This window comes from Brachybacterium sacelli (assembly GCF_017876545.1).
GTDB lineage: Bacteria > Actinomycetota > Actinomycetes > Actinomycetales > Dermabacteraceae > Brachybacterium > Brachybacterium sacelli.
Map to the genome: position 1 here is coordinate 350,012 of NZ_JAGIOD010000001.1, position 17,142 is coordinate 367,153.

General features: G+C 68.5%; 17 protein-coding genes. 12 read left to right on the forward strand and 5 right to left on the reverse strand.

Features of this window, described 5'->3' with window-relative positions; genetic code table 11:
• Window positions 1-77 precede the first annotated feature (77 nt).
• The 5 genes from rraA to JOF43_RS01460 all read left to right on the forward strand — a co-directional run bounded on the left by rraA (window position 78) and on the right by JOF43_RS01460 (window position 3,302).
• Window positions 78-551, forward strand: a complete 474-nt coding sequence (rraA, locus tag JOF43_RS01440) for a ribonuclease E activity regulator RraA (protein WP_209898111.1) — start codon at window positions 78-80, stop codon at window positions 549-551.
• The gene (locus tag JOF43_RS01445; RefSeq protein WP_209898113.1) at window positions 548-1,372 is read left to right on the forward strand and encodes an endonuclease/exonuclease/phosphatase family protein; all 825 of its coding nucleotides are present in this window, start codon (window positions 548-550) and stop codon (window positions 1,370-1,372) included. Before rraA ends, JOF43_RS01445 begins: the two co-directional genes overlap by 4 nt.
• A 99-nt stretch (window positions 1,373-1,471) precedes the next feature.
• Window positions 1,472-2,014: a MarR family winged helix-turn-helix transcriptional regulator gene (locus JOF43_RS01450; RefSeq protein WP_209898115.1), complete on the forward strand. Its 543-nt coding sequence runs from the start codon at window positions 1,472-1,474 to the stop codon at window positions 2,012-2,014.
• A gap of 3 nt (window positions 2,015-2,017) precedes the next feature.
• The gene (locus tag JOF43_RS01455; protein WP_209898117.1) at window positions 2,018-2,872 is read left to right on the forward strand and encodes an EamA family transporter; all 855 of its coding nucleotides are present in this window, start codon (window positions 2,018-2,020) and stop codon (window positions 2,870-2,872) included.
• 64 nt (window positions 2,873-2,936) lie between these two features.
• Entirely contained in the window at window positions 2,937-3,302 is a 366-nt protein-coding gene (locus JOF43_RS01460; protein WP_209898119.1) for a cupin domain-containing protein, read from the forward strand.
• 66 nt (window positions 3,303-3,368) lie between these two features.
• Here the strand turns inward: JOF43_RS01460 and JOF43_RS01465 are convergent, their stop codons facing one another.
• Window positions 3,369-3,707: a cupin domain-containing protein gene (locus JOF43_RS01465; protein ID WP_209898121.1), complete on the reverse strand. Its 339-nt coding sequence runs from the start codon at window positions 3,705-3,707 to the stop codon at window positions 3,369-3,371.
• 41 nt (window positions 3,708-3,748) lie between these two features.
• Window positions 3,749-4,645 carry an arginase family protein gene (locus JOF43_RS01470; RefSeq protein ID WP_209898122.1) on the reverse strand — a complete coding sequence of 299 codons (897 nt, stop codon included), beginning with the start codon at window positions 4,643-4,645 and terminating at the stop codon, window positions 3,749-3,751.
• Window positions 4,646-4,925: 280 nt separating this feature from the next.
• Between JOF43_RS01470 and JOF43_RS01475 the strand changes: the two genes are divergently transcribed.
• Window positions 4,926-5,618: a CPBP family intramembrane glutamic endopeptidase gene (locus tag JOF43_RS01475; RefSeq protein WP_209898124.1), complete on the forward strand. Its 693-nt coding sequence runs from the start codon at window positions 4,926-4,928 to the stop codon at window positions 5,616-5,618.
• Between the two features lie 140 nt (window positions 5,619-5,758).
• Here JOF43_RS01475 and JOF43_RS01480 read toward each other — a convergent pair whose 3' ends face one another.
• Window positions 5,759-7,324: an ICP22 family protein gene (locus tag JOF43_RS01480; RefSeq protein WP_209898126.1), complete on the reverse strand. Its 1,566-nt coding sequence runs from the start codon at window positions 7,322-7,324 to the stop codon at window positions 5,759-5,761.
• Between the two features lie 736 nt (window positions 7,325-8,060).
• On the opposite strand from JOF43_RS01480, the gene JOF43_RS01485 reads away from it, so the two are divergent.
• The 4 genes from JOF43_RS01485 (at window position 8,061) to JOF43_RS01500 (ending at window position 11,680) form a co-directional block, all read left to right on the forward strand.
• Window positions 8,061-9,137, forward strand: a complete 1,077-nt coding sequence (locus JOF43_RS01485) for an aldo/keto reductase (protein ID WP_209898128.1) — start codon at window positions 8,061-8,063, stop codon at window positions 9,135-9,137.
• A 123-nt stretch (window positions 9,138-9,260) separates the two neighbouring features.
• The gene (locus tag JOF43_RS01490; RefSeq protein WP_209898130.1) at window positions 9,261-9,878 is read left to right on the forward strand and encodes a hypothetical protein; all 618 of its coding nucleotides are present in this window, start codon (window positions 9,261-9,263) and stop codon (window positions 9,876-9,878) included.
• Between the two features lie 181 nt (window positions 9,879-10,059).
• Window positions 10,060-10,635, forward strand: a complete 576-nt coding sequence (locus JOF43_RS01495) for a hypothetical protein (protein WP_245353981.1) — start codon at window positions 10,060-10,062, stop codon at window positions 10,633-10,635.
• A 73-nt stretch (window positions 10,636-10,708) separates the two neighbouring features.
• On the forward strand, window positions 10,709-11,680 hold the full coding sequence (locus tag JOF43_RS01500) for a glycoside hydrolase family 113 protein (protein WP_209898134.1): 972 nt from the start codon (window positions 10,709-10,711) through the stop codon (window positions 11,678-11,680).
• Window positions 11,681-11,824: 144 nt separating this feature from the next.
• On the opposite strand, the gene JOF43_RS01505 is transcribed toward JOF43_RS01500, so the two are convergent.
• Window positions 11,825-13,510 (reverse strand): ribonuclease J, encoded by a 1,686-nt coding sequence (locus JOF43_RS01505; RefSeq protein WP_209898136.1) that lies wholly within the window; start codon window positions 13,508-13,510, stop codon window positions 11,825-11,827.
• Between the two features lie 331 nt (window positions 13,511-13,841).
• On the opposite strand from JOF43_RS01505, the gene JOF43_RS01510 reads away from it, so the two are divergent.
• Together JOF43_RS01510 and JOF43_RS01515 are read left to right on the forward strand one after the other, a co-directional pair.
• Entirely contained in the window at window positions 13,842-15,191 is a 1,350-nt protein-coding gene (locus JOF43_RS01510; protein ID WP_209898137.1) for an IS256 family transposase, read from the forward strand.
• A gap of 105 nt (window positions 15,192-15,296) precedes the next feature.
• Complete coding sequence (locus JOF43_RS01515; RefSeq protein ID WP_209898139.1) at window positions 15,297-16,121, forward strand: ABC transporter ATP-binding protein; 825 nt, start codon at window positions 15,297-15,299, stop codon at window positions 16,119-16,121.
• A 57-nt stretch (window positions 16,122-16,178) separates the two neighbouring features.
• Here the strand turns inward: JOF43_RS01515 and JOF43_RS01520 are convergent, their stop codons facing one another.
• On the reverse strand, window positions 16,179-17,114 hold the full coding sequence (locus tag JOF43_RS01520) for a dienelactone hydrolase family protein (RefSeq protein WP_209898142.1): 936 nt from the start codon (window positions 17,112-17,114) through the stop codon (window positions 16,179-16,181).
• Window positions 17,115-17,142 lie beyond the last annotated feature (28 nt).

Consider the following 17,142-nt stretch of genomic DNA (forward strand, 5'->3'; position numbering starts at 1 on the left):
CCGGACGACCTGATCCCAGGTCCCGGAAACCACCGCGAGCCGCCATGATGGCCACGACCCCCGACGAAGGAGAATCCATGACCGCCACGGCCGACCTGTACGACGAGCACGGCGAGGACCTGCAGTCCGTCGCCCTCCAGTTCCGCGATCTCGGCGGCACCCTCGCCTTCTCCGGCATGATCCGCACCGTGAAGTGCTTCGAGGACAACTCGCTGCTCAAGGCGACGGTCTCCGAGCCGGGAGACGGCGCGGTGCTCGTGGTGGACGGGGCCGGGTCCCTGCGGCGGGCGCTCATGGGCGACATGATCGCGAAGATCGCCGCGGACAACGGCTGGGCCGGGGTGGTCATCCACGGGGCCGTGCGCGACGTCGCAGTGCTCCGCTCTCTTCCGCTCGGGATCAAAGCACTCGGCTCCACTCCTCGGAAGTCGACGAAGACGGGCCAGGGGATCGTGGACGAACCCGTCGAGTTCGGTAGTGCCACCTTCCATCCCGGGCGACGTCTGTTCGCTGATGAGGACGGGATCCTCCTCGGGCGCCGAGCACGATGAGGATCGCGACCCTGAACACCTGGGGCACCCGAGGCCCGTCGGCCGATCGGCAGAAGACGATGCGTGCCGAGTTCGCGCGGCTCGAAGCCGACGTCATCACGCTGCAGGAGACCGTGCTGACCGCGCAGGTCGATCAAGCGGCGCAGATCCTCGGGAGCGGCTATCACCTGGCCCAGCAGACGCAGCGCGAGACGGGCCGGCACGGCGCCCCGGACGGGCAGGGCATCACCACGGCCAGCAGATGGCCGATCGGGGAGGTGGTGGAGGTCGATCTCGACGTCACCGATCGCACGTCCGACTTCGCCTGCATCTGCCTGATCACGGAGATCCTCGCCCCCGCACCGCTCGGCAGGATCTGGGTCGCCAACCACTTCCCCGACTACCAGCTGGACCATGAGCGCGAACGCCGGCTCCAGGCCGTGACCGTCGCCCGCGCTCTCGAGCGTCTCCGTCTCGATCGGCCCGGCCATGTGGTCGTGGCCGGGGACATGGACGCGGAGCGCACCTCCGACAGCATGCGCTTCTGGACCGGGCGGCACGTCATCGAGGACACCAGCGTCTGCTATCGCTGCGCGGCCGAAGCCGTCCACGGCGGCACAGCGAGGGAGACGTACACCCCCGCGAATCCGTACCAGGTGGATCCGGACTGGCCGTTCCGCAGCATCGATCACGTCCTCGTCCGCTGCACACCCAGCGGCCCGTCCTTGATCGCCCTTTCGTGCCGGCGAGCCTTCGACACGGGCCCCACGACCGTCAGCGACCACTACGGTCTCGTGGTGGACTACGAGCCGGCCGCGGACACCGGGAGCATCGAGCACTGAGCGTCGTGCGACGACGCCCGCTCGGCGTCCGGCCTCGCGGCGTTCGGTACGCAGCCGCCTGCCGAAGGCCCCTCACACCCCTTGCATCATGCACTCTGCATGAAATACTGCGGTATGCACGACGTGGAGCGCACGGCCAACCTTCTCGGCGCGACCTCCTTGGCTCTCACCGATCGCTTTCTGCGTGAGGCGACTCGGGAGCGCGGGCTGAGCACGAGCAGCGCCGCAGCGCTGGTCACCCTGCATGCAGATCCGGGGCTGAGCGTGAGCGAGCTCGGCCGACGGGTAGGGCTGAGCCAACCCGCTGCCGCGCGGATGGTCGACGCCCTGGAAGCCCATGGCCTCGTGGAGCGGCGGCACGGCACGGCCACTCAGCGGCGCAGGAGGGTGCATCCCACCACGCAGGGGCATCAGCTCGCACATCGGGTGCTCGATGACCGCAACGATCCGCTGGTCCACGCCCTCTCGCATCTCGAGGAGAGCGACCAGCAGGTGCTGGCCGGGCTGCTGGAGAAGATCCTGAGGCAGGTCCACGCCGAGGTGGGACAGGGCCAGCGCATCTGCCGCCTGTGCGACCGGGACCGTTGCCTGCGCTCAGCTCCCTGCCCGGTGGGGCAGGCAGAACGCGGTGAGGGCGGGTAGCACATGGGCATCGCCCTGGCACTGGCCTCCGCGCTGAGCTACGGAGTCTCCGATGTGATCGGTGGCCTCGCGTCACGGCGCATCTCCTTCGTGCACGTCGCCCTGCTCGGGCAGGTGGGCGCGCTGTGCGCCACCGCGCTGATCATGGTCGTTAGCCCGACCCCGCCGGCGCGAGGTGCGGATCTGGCCTGGGGAGCGGGCTCCGGCATCGGGACCGGGCTCGCCATGGCGTTCCTCTTCCACGGGCTCAGCCGAGGCGCGATGACCGTCGTGGTGCCTCTCAGCGCCGTGGGCGGCGTCGCACTGCCGGTCCTCGTCAGCGTGGCCCTCCTCGGCGAACGGCCGCCCTGGCTGACCTGGGTGGGCATCCTCATCGCCGCCCCGGCGCTGTGGTTCATCAGCAGGGCGACCGACGGGTCGGACGCTGCCTCCCGCTCAGCGGTCTTCGACGGCCTCGCCGCGAGCTGCGGCATCGCCCTCCAATACCTCTGTCTCGCGCAGGCGGAGGCCTCCTCGGGTCTATGGCCGATCCTCAGCGGTCGCGCCGCGGCGATCGCGGTGATCTTGGGGGTGGCCGTGCTGCTCCTGCGCCGCGCCCCGTCGCGTGACGCCGCGGCCGCCACGCCGTCCGTCATCGCGCTCAGCATCGGCGCCGGCGTGCTGGCCGCGGCGGCGCTGGCCGCTTACCTCTACGCGCTTCGCACGGAGTTCGTCACGGTCGCCGTCGTGCTCTCGTCCCTCTATCCGGTCGTCCCCGTGGTGGTCGGGCTCGCGTTCCTCCACGAGCATCTCCGACGGTCTCAGGCTCTCGGTCTGCTTGCAGCGCTGACCGCGACGGTGCTCATCGCCGTGGCATGAGGTGTGCCCGCGCGAGGGACGGATTCCCGCCGTATCAGGCATGTTCGGGTCGTACAGTGCGGACATGAGCGATGACATCCGGAACGTGCGCACTGCGCTGTCGGCCATCACCGAGCACTGGCAGCCGCACCGGCTCGCGAGCATCAACGACTACGACGTCAAGGTGGTGAAACTCCGCGGCGAGTTCGTCTGGCACACGCACCCGGACACCGATGAGCTCTTCATGGTGCTGGACGGCGAGCTGACCATTCAGCTTCGAGATCGTGACGTCGTCCTCGAGCCAGACGACGTCTTCGTCGTGCCCCGCGGTGTCGAGCACTGCCCGAAGGCGGACGGCGAGGTCCATGCCCTTCTGCTCGAGCCGCAGGGAACGGTCAACACGGGTGACGCGGGTGGCGACATGACCTCGACGCTGCGCGAACTGACCTGATCGCGCCGCGGCGCCGACGCAGCACCGCACCGGCTCCGCACCGCTCAGAGGCACCCTCGATCGCGGTCAGGCACACACGGCGAGGAGATCGCAGCCGTCGTCCCCCGCCCGGACGAACCGGACGCTCTGCGTGGAGACGGCGACGAAATGGCCCTCCCGCAGAGGGACCTCTGTCCCGTCGACGACCAGCCAGCCGCTGCCGCGGACTATCGCATAGGCATCTTCGACCCCGTCGCAGACGTGATCGTGGGGCTCGGTCGCGGCGCCCGGTGGGAGCTGGACCTTGTACATCTCGAAAGCCGCCAGGCCGAGACGTTCACTGATCCGCTTGTCGAACGGGCTCCCGGCGGGGTGAGGACCACGCCCTTCTTCCACGTCGTCTGAGTGCACGATCCGGTAGGACATGACCACGAGGCTAGGTCATCGTGATCATGCAGCCGGTCCGGTCACGTCGCCAGCGCGTCGGCCAGCGTGTCGATGAAACGTGGCAGCGCGGCCGGGTCGGCTCGCGCGTGGACCGGGTTGAGTTCTCCGATCGACAGCGCGCGGCATCCCGGGTCCTGCCAGAGGGTCCCCAGTGCCTCGCCGAGCTGGTCGACGGTGGGACCGCTGTTGCGTCCGTTGACGTTCTCGGCGAGAGGAGCGTCGATGAAGTCGAGCACGTCGACGTCCAGGTGCACCGCGAACGGCTCGTCGGGCAGGGCGCTCCGCGCGGTGCGCGCACTGTCACGCGGTGCGGCGACGAGGTCATGGAGAGGCACGACCGGCAGGTGCAGGCGGTCGGCCTGCTCTCGTTCGAAGCCCGTGGCACCGTCCACTTCGACACCGAGGAACGAGACCTGGCCAGGGACCAGCAGCGGCCGGGGCCCCAGAGCGTCGAGGAGTTCGTCGGCGGAGCCTTCCACGGCCAGCCCGTGCGCGACGCCCATCCAGTCCAGTGCGCCCTCGCGCGTGCTTTCAGGGGTGTTCAGATCGAAGTGTCGGTCGATGTACACGAGGTGGGGCTCGAGACCGCTGTCGCGAAGTCCGGCGCACATGCCGAGTGCGACGGTGCAGTTCCCACCGAGCACCAGCAGACGCTCGCCGCTCGAGGTCAGCGAGGCGACTCGGGCCGCGAGCTCGCGCACCGAGGAGGCCACCGCGGTGAGGTTCTGCGCGAAGGGGCGGGCGCGGTCGGGGCTCCACACCTGCATCGTGAGATCCCCGGCGTCCTCGACCTGCCATCCCGAAGCCGTCAGAGCGTCGAGCAACCCGGCCTCGCGCAGCGCTCGCGGCGCCTGCTCCTGACCGGGCGCGTAACTGGCGGCGCTGCTGGGGACGCCGAGCACGTGAAGCACCGTCATGACGGCGATCGTACGCATCGGGCCCCGCACCGGCCACGAGGGCGCATCTGACAGAAGTCATGCGGCCCGGTGACTGCGTCCACTACCGGCATCCTTCCCGGTCCGAGAGTCTGGATACCGACCAGACACCCCGGGAACGGCTGGACACGGACTCGGGAGCATCGGCCCCCTGGACGCAGTGAACACCGAGCCTGCCAGGTTCCGACTCCTCGGCTCGTGGTCTCGCCGTCCACACCCGGCGATCGCCACGTCTCCCGTCATCAGCAGAAGGAGGCCTCTCATGGCCACGCAGAGCACCCACCGACCGGCACGTCCCGGCTGGCCAGAGGTCTTGGCCGGCGCCGCCACCTACCTCGCAGCATTCGGTCTGGTCTTCCTCCTGCTGCCCCTGGTCCAGGACGAAGCCGTCAGCGGAGTCGTCGGGCTCTTCGTCTCCGGAGCGATGGGCCTCGTCGCCTTCGCGGTCGCCTACCTGATCCGGGTCCGCGACCTCGCAGCATTCGGGGTCCGACGCGCGAAGGCCCGCCATCTCTGGCTGGGCGCCGGTTTCGGTGTGGCCGCCTATCTGCTCGGGATGGTCGCCGCGCTGCTCTACATGGTCACGACGCACGACACGCAGAACATCCAGACGTCCTACCAGGCTGCCGCGCAAGGCGGGTTCGTCTTCCTGGTGCTGAGCCTCATCGCGGGTTCGCTCATCACGCCGCTGGGCGAGGAGATCTTCTTCCGCGGCGTCGTGGCCAACACCCTGCTGTCCCGCCTCACACCCTGGCTCGCCGTTCCCGCCAGTGCGGCCGTCTTCGCCCTCGCCCACGGGATCAACCCGGTGCTGCCCGTCGCGTTCGTCGTCGGCGTGCTCGCCGCACTCCTGTTCCATTGGTCGGGCTCGGTATGGCCCGGCGTGATCCTCCATGGCGTCAACAACACGTTGGCGCTTCTCGCTCCGTTGGTCATCGCGACCTTTCTCGAGTAGCCGGTCCCTCGGCGCCGGGACGGGAGAATGCGCCGCTACTGGCCAGCGCCCTGGGACAGCGATGAGGGGTGAGGCCGCGAGTTGCGGCCCCACCCCTCATCCGTGATGTCACGATGACATCGACGGGGGTACTGCGCTGATCAGCAGGGCTCGACGGCCGTGCTGATGGTCGAGTCGGACTCAGCGGTGGTCACGTCCAGCGTGAACTCACCGTTGTTGAGCGCCTCGATCTGCTCCTCCGTCAGTTCGACGGAGCCGGCGGCGCCGCCGCTCGTCCCGCCGTTGGCCTCCAGCGCGATCTCGTCGTCGCCGGTGTTCAGCGTCACCGACGTGACCTCAGCAGCCATGTCCGCGTAGACGCAGGTCACCGAGAACACGTTGCCGTTGAGCGAGCCCTGGCACTGTGCCGCGCCCGTCGAGTCCTCAGTCTCCGGCGTGATCGCGGAGTACTGCATCGACTCCGAGGAGCTGCCTTCGCCGGAACCGCCGGAAGCACCGCCACCGAGGAGACCGCCGATGGCGTCACCACCGAGAAGGCCGCCGACGGCGTCACCGCCGAGAAGACCACCAAGGCCGGCGTCGCCGGAAGTGCCTTCGTCACCAGTGCTGTCGTCGCCACCGGTGCTGTCGTCGCCACCGGTGCTGTCATCACCCGGCGTGCCCTCGTCACCACCAGTGCTGTCGTCGCCACCAGTGCTGTCGTCGCCCGGCGTGCCCTCGTCACCACCAGTGCTGTCATCACCCGGCGTGCCCTCGTCACCACCAGTGCTGTCGTCGCCACCAGTGCTGTCGTCGCCCGGCGTGCCCTCGTCACCACCAGTGCTGTCGTCGCCACCAGTGCTGTCGTCGCCCGGCGTGCCCTCGTCACCACCGGTGCTGTCGTCGCCACCAGTGCTGTCGTCGCCACCAGTGCTGTCGTCACCCGGCGTGCCCTCGTCACCACCAGTGCTGTCATCACCCGGCGTGCCTTCGTCGCCGCCGGCACCACCTGAGGTGACGCCGCCGAGGAGACCGCCGACGCCTTCCTCGCCAAGGAGGCCGGAGGTGCCCTCCTCGCTGAGGAGACCGCTGACGGCGTCCGGGCTGAGGAGATCGGACCCGATGTCGCCACCGAGAGGCCCGGAGAGCGACTCGAGGGTGTTGATGTTGTCCGTGACCTTCACGACGTCCAGGACACCCGTGGGATTACCGCTGGTCACGTCGCTCAGCGCGGTCTCCCACAGCAAGCGCCAGGTGTCGAGGTGATCGCCTGCGAAGGCGGTGTAGTCCCCGACGTTGAGCAGGGTCTCAGGATCGACCCGCTCCAGGATCTCGGTCGCATCCGTCGTCTTCCAGAGGTACGTGGGGTCCGTCAGCGTCTCCGGCGAGGGCAGGCCCGGGACGATGAGATCGGAGAGATTCGCGAGTTCCTGGACGGACTCGACGTCCAGATTGGTCAGGTCGTTGGTGTTCAGGGGGATGCCGACGCCGCCGCAGGAGGTCAGCAGGGTGACGTAGTCGGTCCCGTGGCCCTTCACGTGAGAGGGGTTGAAGACCGGGATCCATCCCAGAGGGCCGCCGTAGATGTCGATGACCGGCATCTCGGAGTTGCCGATGGCACCGCTGGCCAGCGAGAGGACCAGATTCTCGTAGGCGGGATCGGTGTGGAACTCATTGAAATGAGAGGGGGTCCCGATCAGCGGAATGCCGTCTTCGTTGGCCCACATGTGATCCAGGAAGAACGTACATGCGTCACCGCCCCCTTCCCCGTGACCTCCGTGACCGCCGGAGTCCTCGCCTTCGGCATACGCGAGCGGCGCGCTCCCCAGAGCGACGGCCGCAGCAGCCCCGGCGACCGCTATCTTCGCCCACCACTTTCGCCCGAGTTTGATTGACATCTCTCCAACCTTCCGTAGAGTTCGGATAACGCCAGGAGAGTGATCCAGGTGTGCCAGCGCCCGTCCTGGACAACTGAACAAAACCTGCAGGTAACCTGACGATTCTCTGAACCTACGTGACGCGAAGCACACAGGTCAAGTGCCGTTCGAGACGGGATCTGCCGCCCGCGCCCCGGATCGATTCTCGCGAGCGCCCGGGGTGGACGTCGGGGCGTTGCGGAGGGTGACCGAGCGGGGCAGCCTCCACCGAAAGCACCCGTCTCCTGCATAGATATCGGCGCGCTGTGACCGCCTCGCGCGGTCGAGCCACGAGATGTCGGCACCGACGGGCTCCCGGGCGGCCGCGGACGATGCGAGTCACCCCTCGCCCCGCTCGAACGCCCGGACGAGCAGTTCCGACCACGGGCCGCGCTCCGCGGGTGCGACGCAGCGAACAGCTCGTGTTCAGGCAGCGACGCGATGACCGGGCGCCTCTTCTCGTGATCGAGAGGCTGACGTACCGTCAGGGAAACGCGGCGCGTTCCGCTCGGGACGACGATCTTCCGCCGCGAGAGGAGCGCTTCTCATGGATTACATCCGCCTTGGCCACTCCGGCCTCTACGTCTCCCGTCTGGCGCTGGGAACGATTCCCTTCGGTGCCGGAGGAGGTTTCGAGAAGATTGCCGGACTTTCCGTGGACGACGCCCGACGCCAGCTCGATGAAGCCATCTCCCACGGAGTGAACTTCCTCGACACCGCGAACATCTACTCGGCCGGTGATTCCGAGCGGGTGCTGGGAAAAGCGCTGGGAAAGCGGCGCGACGACGTCATTCTCACGTCGAAGGCCCGCACATCGGTCGGGGACGGCCCCAACGATTCCGGCGCCAGCCGGTACCACCTGACCCGCGCGGTCGAGGACAGCCTGCAGCGGCTCGGCACTGACCACCTCGACCTGCTGTACCTGCACCAGTGGGACGGCCAGACCCCGATCCTCGAGACCATCGCGACCGTCACCGACCTGATCCGCGCCGGCAAGGTGCGCTACTGGGGAGTGTCGAACTACAGCGCCTGGCAGCTGACCAAGACCGTCTACGAGGCACGGCAGGCAGGCCTCGAGGCCCCGGTCGCGCAGCAGGTCTACTACACGCCCGAGGCGCGGGAGATCGAGTACGAGATCATCCCTGCCGCTCGTGATCTCGGCGTGGCCACGTTCGGGTGGAGCCCACTGGGCGAAGGGCTGCTGAACGGCAAGGTGCGCCGCGGCACGCAGACCCCGTCGGACACGAGGCAGGGCACCGACTGGCCGGAGCCCCACGTGACGGACTGGGAGCGCGCCTACGATCTCATCGAGCTGTTCGACGAGATCGCGGGGGACCTGGGATGGACGATCCCTCAGGTGGTCATCTCCTGGATCCTCGACCGCCCGGGGGTGGACGGCACGGTGATCGCTGCCCGCTCCTTCGAGCACCTCCAGCAGGATCTCGCCGCCGCTGATCTCACCCTGCCCCAGGAGGCCCGCGACCGGATCACCCTGGCCTCGCAGCAGCCGGCCTACTACCCCCTGTGGCACCGTCTGCTCAACGGCCAGGACCGTCCCGAACCGGCCGAGACCGAGTTCTACGCGGAGCACCAGCACGCCCTGGATGCACAGCGAGGAGGCTGACCGGCGCGGGCAGGAGGCGCGCTCTCGACCACCCGAGCCTTGACCCTGTGCCCAGCACATAGTTTTGTATGCGGAGTACTCGCCGTGGACGGACGGCGCACCCCGGACCTCGGAGCACATCTCATGCGAGTACTTCGCACCCCCCTCCAGATCATCCGCGCCGACCTGCGCGCCTATCTCGCCCTCACCGCCATGGCCTACGGGCTCCTCCTGCTCGGCATGGCGCTGGGCCTGCTGTTCCCTGATCTCAACGCGGCGCTGACGGGGTCGATGGGCGCCAGCGGGGAGACCGACCTGGTCGTCTCCCTGCTCGCCCAGCCGTGGCTGTTCGCGGCGACCATCTTCGCGGTCAACATCGCCAGGATCGCCCTGGCCTCGATCCTGCTGCCCTCGCTGATCGTGCCCTTCCTCGGCATCGCGGTCTTCGCGTACTTCGCCGTAGAGACCGGCATCACGCTCGCGCCGGTGAACCACGCCGCCGCGATGACGCTGATCCCGCACTCGCTCACCATCGTGATCGAGTACCAGGCCTATGTGCTGCTGCTGCTCGGCGCCTTCCTCCTCGGCAGGTCGTGGCTCCGGCCGGCGACGGTCGAGGCCCCCACCCACCGGCGGGGATACGTGCGCGGACTGCAGCTCATCGGCCGGCTCGCTCTGCCCGCCCTGGCGCTGTTCGTCGTCGGCGCGGTCTACGAGGCCTTCTCCCTCAGGTATCTCACGCCCCTCCTGGTCGTGGGATGAACCCGGAGACGGTTGCCACCGATCCCCCGTCGTGCGCACGGAGACGTGGATACTGTCAGCGAACCCCGCTCACCACGCCCCGGAGGCCCCTCCCGTGTTCGAGAAACGCCGTCGACAGCGCGCTGCCCAGCGGATCAAACCCGGGAACGGTCGCCCCCTGAAGCCTTTCCGGTGGTGGCAGATGCTGTCGCGAGCGTTGTTCTACCTCCCCCTGGACGCCACCGAGAGTGAAGGCGATCGGCGGGTCTACGCGATCGACGTCCCCTACTGGCAGCGGATCGCCACCGAGGACGGCAACGGCAAGGCTCATCTCTACGTCGACGGCCGTCATCACTCCGTCTCGACCTTCCCTGCCGCCTTCCCGGTCGAGGGCGGCGTCATCGAGGTGAAGCCCTCGGCATTCGGCCTGAGACGGTGCCACTACGTGCCGGAGAACGGGCCCGAGCGCCAGCTCCTGCCGGATTCTCACTCGGCGGAGGGCCGACGGGCACGGCTGGATCAGGAGCATCCCGCCCGCGGTCGGTTGCTCGGGCTGCTGTCCCTGCTCGTGATCCTGCTCGCGGTACTGCTGGGAGTCCCTCAGATCCTCGAGTACCTCACCGAGATCCCGCCGATCGCGGAACGGTTCGGCAGGTTCACCTCCCCGATCAACTTTCCGTGGTGGGGGAACGTCCTGATCGGCCTGGCCGCCGCGACCGCGAGCGTCGAACGCGCCACCCGGCTGCGGTACAGCTGGCTGGATTCCATGGCCCAGTAGCTCTCGCCGTCAGCCACCGGGTCATTCCGTCGTCCCTCTCGGTCCTGTCCCTTCCACCGTCAGGAAAGTTGCCGTGCTGGCCGTACGTGGCGTCTCCTATCTCGTCGATGACGTGGACAGCGCGCTGCTGCGCCGCGACGTGGACGTGATCGCCGACGAGCTGTTCTGCAATGCCGTGATGATCATCGGTCGCGACCGGGATCAACTCCTCGAGGCGGCAGGTCATACCCTGCGCCGCGGGCTGAGCGTCCATCTCCGCCCGGATGCCACCGACCTGGACCTCACCGGAATGCTGGACCAGCTCGCCGCGGTCGCGCAGGATGCGCAGCGGATGAGAGCCGAGCACCCGGACCAGGTGGTGCTGGTGGTGGGCAGCGAGTTCTCCCATTCCGTCTCCGGGATCGTCCCCGCGCCCCGGTCCTTCCTCCGCCTCGCACTCATCCTTAAGGCGCACCGTCTCCTGCGACGCCGTATCGACGCCCGCCTGCCGCGGATGCTCGAGCGCGCCGCAGCGACCGCTCGAGCGCACTTCGCGGGGCCTGTGACGTATTCCGCCGCGTCGTGGGAGAACGTGGACTGGTCGCTGTTCGACCTGGTCGGCGTCAGTCTGTACCGGGCGGCCGGGAACCATGCCGACTATCCGGCGCGCGTGGCCGCGCTGGTCAGGGACCACGGCCGGCCGTTCGTCGTCACCGAGTTCGGCTGCGGCGCCTTCACCGGGGCGCAGGATCGCGGCGCGGGCTCGTTCCAGATCGTCAACTGGTTCTCGGAGCCGCCTCGCATCCGCGGTGATCACCCGCGCGACGAAGCCGTCCAGGCCCGTTATCTGTCCGAGCTGCTCGATCTGTACGACGGCGCAGGGGTGCACGGAGGCTTCGTCTTCACCTACGCCATGCCTGATTTCCCTCGCCACGACGATCCCGCACAGGATCTCGACAAGGCGGGGTTCGCCCTGGTCGTCACCGAGGGCGACATGCTCCACCGGAAGCAGGCGTTCCACGTCGTGGCAGATCGGTACCGCCGCGCCCTCGGTGCCGCTGAATGAGATGCCGCTGACTGAGGCGCGGTCCGCGTTCCTCGCCGCGAGGCGACGGGGACCTGCAGACAGCGGAACGACCGCCTGATCGACCAGGTATCTGGTCGATCAGACGGCCGTTCGGCACGCGATGGGCGCTAAGGGGCCCGGCGCTCAGGAATCGACGACGACGGCCATCACGGCGGGCTCGCGACGGTAAGTGCGTCGCAGGTAGCTGCCCACGGCCTCGACGATGATCTCCTCGAGCACGGCGATGTCGTCGATCTTCTCCTGCTTCGCCCGCTTGAGCGCCTTGGTCACCTCCGTCGAGGCACCCTCGAAAGTGCGGTCGTCGTGGACGAAGCCCTTGGTGAGGAACTCCAGCGGCTCCGTCGGCTGATTGGTGTCCGGGTCGATCAGTGCCACCACGGTGACGACGCCGCCACCACTGAGGAGCCGACGCTCGGCGAGGGTGTCCTCGGTGGCGGTGCCGATGGTCTGCCCATCGACATAGACCAGACCCGCCGGAACCTTCCCCGAGACGCGGGCGCGGCCGTCGAGGAGGTCGACGGTGGCGCCGTCCTGCGTCACGACCACGCGGTCCTCGGGCACCCCGGTGCGGCGGGCGAGCTCGGCGTTGGCGTGGAGATGCTTGGACTCGCCGTGCACCGGCATCACGTTGCGGGGGCGCACGATGTTGTAGCAGTAGACGAGCTCACCGGCGCTGGCGTGACCGGAGACGTGCACCTTGGCGTTGCCCTTGTGGACGATGTTCGCGCCGAGATCGGTGAGCTTGTTGATGATCCCGTAGATGGCGTTCTCGTTGCCCGGGATGAGGGAGCTCGCCATCAGCACGGTGTCACCCTCGCCCACCTGGATCTGGTGGTCACCGTTGGCCATGCGCGCGAGCGCCGCCATGGGCTCGCCCTGGGATCCGGTGCAGACCAGCGTGATCTTGTGGTCCGGCATCGACTGGATCTTGCGGAAATCGACCACGAGTCCCTTGGGGATGTTCAGGTATCCCAGGTCCCGGGCGATCGCCATGTTGCGCACCATCGAGCGACCGACGAAGGCGACCTTGCGCCCGTTGGCGTGAGCGGCGTCGAGCACCTGCTGGATGCGGTGCACATGGCTGGCGAAGCTCGAGACAATGATCCGGCGTGGCGAGGTGGTGAACACCTGGTCGATGGCGGGGGTGAGATCCCGTTCAGAGATCGTGAACCCCGGCACCTCGGCATTCGTGGAGTCGGTGAGGAACAGGTCCACGCCCGCCTCACCGAGACGGGCGAAGGCACGCAGGTCGGTGATTCGTCCGTCCAGGGGGAACTGGTCCATCTTGAAGTCGCCGGTGTGCAGCACGGTGCCGGCCTTCGTCCGGATCGCCACGGCGAGGCTGTCGGGGATGGAGTGGTTCACCGCGACGAACTCGAGGTCGAAGGTGCTGACGGTCCGGTGGTCCCCGGCCTCGACCTGGATGGTCTTCGGGGTGATGCGGTGCTCCTTGAGCTTGGCCGTGATGAAGGCCAGAGTCAGCTCGGAGCCGATGAGGGGGATGTCCGCCCGCTCCTTGAGCAGGTACGGCACGCCGCCGATGTGGTCCTCGTGACCGTGGGTCAGGACGATGGCCTCGATGTCGTCGAGGCGGTCCCGGATCGAGGTGAAGTCCGGCAGGATCACGTCGATGCCGGGCTGGTGCTCCTCGGGGAAGAGGACGCCGCAGTCGACGATGAGCAGCTTGCCGCCGAACTCGAAGACAGTCATGTTGCGGCCGACCTCGCCGAGGCCTCCCAGCGGGGTGATTCGCATCGCGCGCTTGGGCAGGCGCGGGGGCGCAGTGAGCTTGCGTGTGCCCGTGGGCATAGATCTCTCGCATTCGCAGTAGGGACAGGGATCAAGGCTCGGAGAATCGCGCGCGTCGTCCTGGACGCAGGCGCAATCACTACTGTGACGTTACGGCAGTGACGCGCGCAGAACCGTCGGCATGCCGCATAGGACACACTCACCACCTCGGATCCGCCCATCGGCATGACGGATCCCACCCCGTCGGCCACCGGGGGTGACCGGCGTATGCGCCGGAGGCCGTGGTCGAGACAGCGCTCCCGCCGCCGGCCGGGCCGTCTCGATCGGCGGGACCGGGCGTGTCAGATGGTCTGTGTAAGCCGTACCGAGAGGAACGGTAAGAATCATGACCATGACCGATGAGAAGCAGCAGCCGAGTGACGAGCCCTCGGGCCAGGACCTGGTCGAGCAGCTGAAGGCCTCGGGACAGCTCGATGCCCTGTTCGAGCAGATCGATGACGGAAATGTCGAACTCACTGGTGACGGTGGATTCGTGCCAGCACTGGTCAAGGCCGCGCTCGAGCGGGGCCTCCAGGCAGAGCTGACCAGCCATCTGGGTTATGAGAAGGGCTCCGCGCGGGCGTCGGAGCACGCCAACTCGCGCAATGGGAAGACACCGAAGACGGTCGCCTCCGAGGTCGGGCCGATCGAGTTGGACATCCCCCGCGACCGGGGCGGGTCGTTCATCCCGCGCCTGGTCCCCACGGGCCAGCGGCGCCTCGGTGGGCTCGATGACATGATCATCAGCCTCTACGCGGGTGGGATGACGATCCGCGATATCCAGCACCACCTTGCCTCCACGATCGGCACGGACCTGTCTCACGAGACGATCAGCAACATCACCGATGCCGTCAGCGAGGAGGTCCTGGCCTGGCAGTCACGGCCGTTGGAGGAGTTCTATCCGGTGATCTACCTCGACGCGATCCGGATCAAGATCCGGGAGAACAACCAGGTGATCAACCGCGCCGCCTACATCGCCGTCGGAGTGGATCTCGAGGGGATCAAGCACGTGCTGGGGATCTGGGTCCAGGACACCGAGGGATCGGCGTTCTGGGCCCACGTCTGCGCGGACCTCGCCAACCGGGGCGTGAGGGACGTGCTGATCGTGTGCTGCGACGGGCTGAAAGGCCTCCCCGAGGCGATCGAGGCGACCTGGCCGGACTCGATGGTCCAAACCTGCGTGGTCCACCTGATCCGAGCCTCGATGCGGTTCGTCGCCTACCAGGACCGCAAGAAAGTCGCCGCTGCGCTCAAGCCGATCTACACCGCGCCCAGCGAGGACGTCGCCCGGCAGGCGCTGGCCGAGTTCGAAGCCTCCGACCTCGGACAGAAGTACCCCTCAACCGCTGCGACCTGGGCAAACTCGTGGGAGCGGTTCATTCCGTTCCTGCAGTTCCCGCCGATGCTCCGCAAGGTCATCTACACGACCAACAGCATCGAGTCGCTGAACTTCCAACTACGGAAGGTGACCAAGAACCGCGGCCACTTCCCCTCCACGGACGCGGCGGTGAAGCTGCTCTGGCTAGCGATCTGCAACATCGAAGACAAACGCGCTGCCGAACGCGCTCGGGACCACGGCAAGCCCGCCGGCCAGCGCAAAGCCCAGGGCCGACTCGTCGAGGGCCAGATCGTCACGAACTGGAATCAAGCCCTCGCCCAACTCGCCGCGGCCTACCCCGACCGAATCAACCCCTACCTGTGACCACCCCGCTTACACAAACAAATTGACAGGCCCGCGGGACCGCGTCGCCGTTCAGCGCTCCCCGGGCAGATCGTGGAGTCCGCTCTCAGCCCGCGAAGGAACCCCATGCCTCTCACCCCAGCCCCCTCCGTCCTGGACTTCACCGACGTCACCTACCGACGCAGCGGGAAGACCATCCTCCCGGGGGTCTCCTTCAGCATCGGCCGAGGCGAGCACTGGGTCATGCTCGGCGCCAACGGTGCGGGGAAGAGCACCATCCTCAACCTGGCGGGCGGCACCACGCACCCCACCAGCGGCACCGTCGACGTGCTGGGGCAGCGTCTGGGACGGGTCGAGCTGCGCGCACTGCGAGAGCGCATCGGGCACGTGGACCCGCGTCATCCCCTGCACTCGGCGCTGAGCATCGAGGACGTCATACTCACGGGCCTGACCGGCAGCGTCGAGCGGATGATGCGCTGGGAACCCCCCGCCGGCGAGATCGCCCGGGCACACGAGCTCCTGGAGACCTTCGGACTCTCGGGGAAGGCCGACGCGCTGTGGCCGACCCTCTCGCAGGGCGAGCGCGGCCGCACCCTCGTCGCCCGCGCGCTGATCACCTCGCCGCCTCTGCTCCTGCTGGATGAGCCGTCCACCGGCCTGGACGTCGCCGCCCGCGAGCAGCTGCTGGAGACCCTGGAGACCCTGCCGGGTCACGACCCCGCACTGACCACGCTGCTGGTGACGCACCACCTCGAGGAGATCCCGCCGACGACGACGCACGCGCTGCTGCTGCGCGACGGCACCGTCCGGGCCTCCGGGCCGATCGACGACGTGCTGACCTCCGACGCCGTATCCGAGGCGTTCGAGCATCCGATCGCCGTCGGCCACGACGACGGACGCTGGTACGCCCGGACACGGGCACGCCGGGGGTCGCTCGCCGCGGTGCTGTGAACGGGTAGGTCCACCGTGCCCACACCGGCCCGTGACCGCGGCGGCCGACGGTGCGGATCAGGCCATCCGCTCCCGCAGCGCCTCGAGCGAGCGTTCGGCGCGGAAGGCATGGCCGCCGTCGGTGACGACGAGCTCGGGAGGGAGCGCATCGCGGCTCTCCCAGGCGGGGGCGAGCCGGGCGAACGCGGCCCGGGTCGCCTCGATCGGGAAGATATGGTCCCGCTCCCCCGCCTCGAGGATGAGCGGACGCGGGGCGATGAGCGCCGCGATGTCAGCCATCTCGAGATCCGGCAGCAGCCCGGGGATGATGTTGCAGGGGCAGTGCCGGATCGAGCAGAGGCTCGCCTCGAAGCTGCAGAAGTAGGTGGCGACCAGAGCGGCCGTGATCGAGGGATCCACTGCGGCGGCCAGCAGCGAGACGGCACCGCCGCCAGAGCCTCCCGCGACAGCGACCCGATGCGGATCGACGCCGGGAACACCGCGCAGGGCCTGGGCCGCGTCGAGGGCGTCGGCCACCCGGTGACCCATGACGGGCTGCCCGTGCAGAAGATGGCGGGCAGCGTCGATGCCGCAGGTGTTCTCCGCCGGCTCCTCCGGCGACGTGCCCTCGGGCTGCGGGAAGCGGCGCCTGCCGAAGCTGATCATCTCCGGGCACAGCACGGTGAACCCGGCGCGCGCCAGCTTGTGGGCGAGACCGTCGTGGTACTCATCGACGGGATCGGCGGCCACCAGGTCGTCGATGCCCCGGCCGTGCCCCGCGATCAGCACCGCTGCCGCGCCTGTCGAACGCTCCGGGGCCGGGCGCAGCAGGAACGCGGGGATCCCCTCCCCGTCAGACGTGAGGACCTCGACCTCCACGGGGTCGCCCCCGGCCGCGGGCAGCAGGTTTTCGAGCCTGGCGAGGCCCGTGTCCCCGGCGAACCGCGACTCGAGTCCCAGCAGGGCGCGCAGGTGCTGCCGGCGACGGGCGGGATCGTGCGACACGGTTGCCATGGGTCTCCTCGACGACGAACCTGGAAAT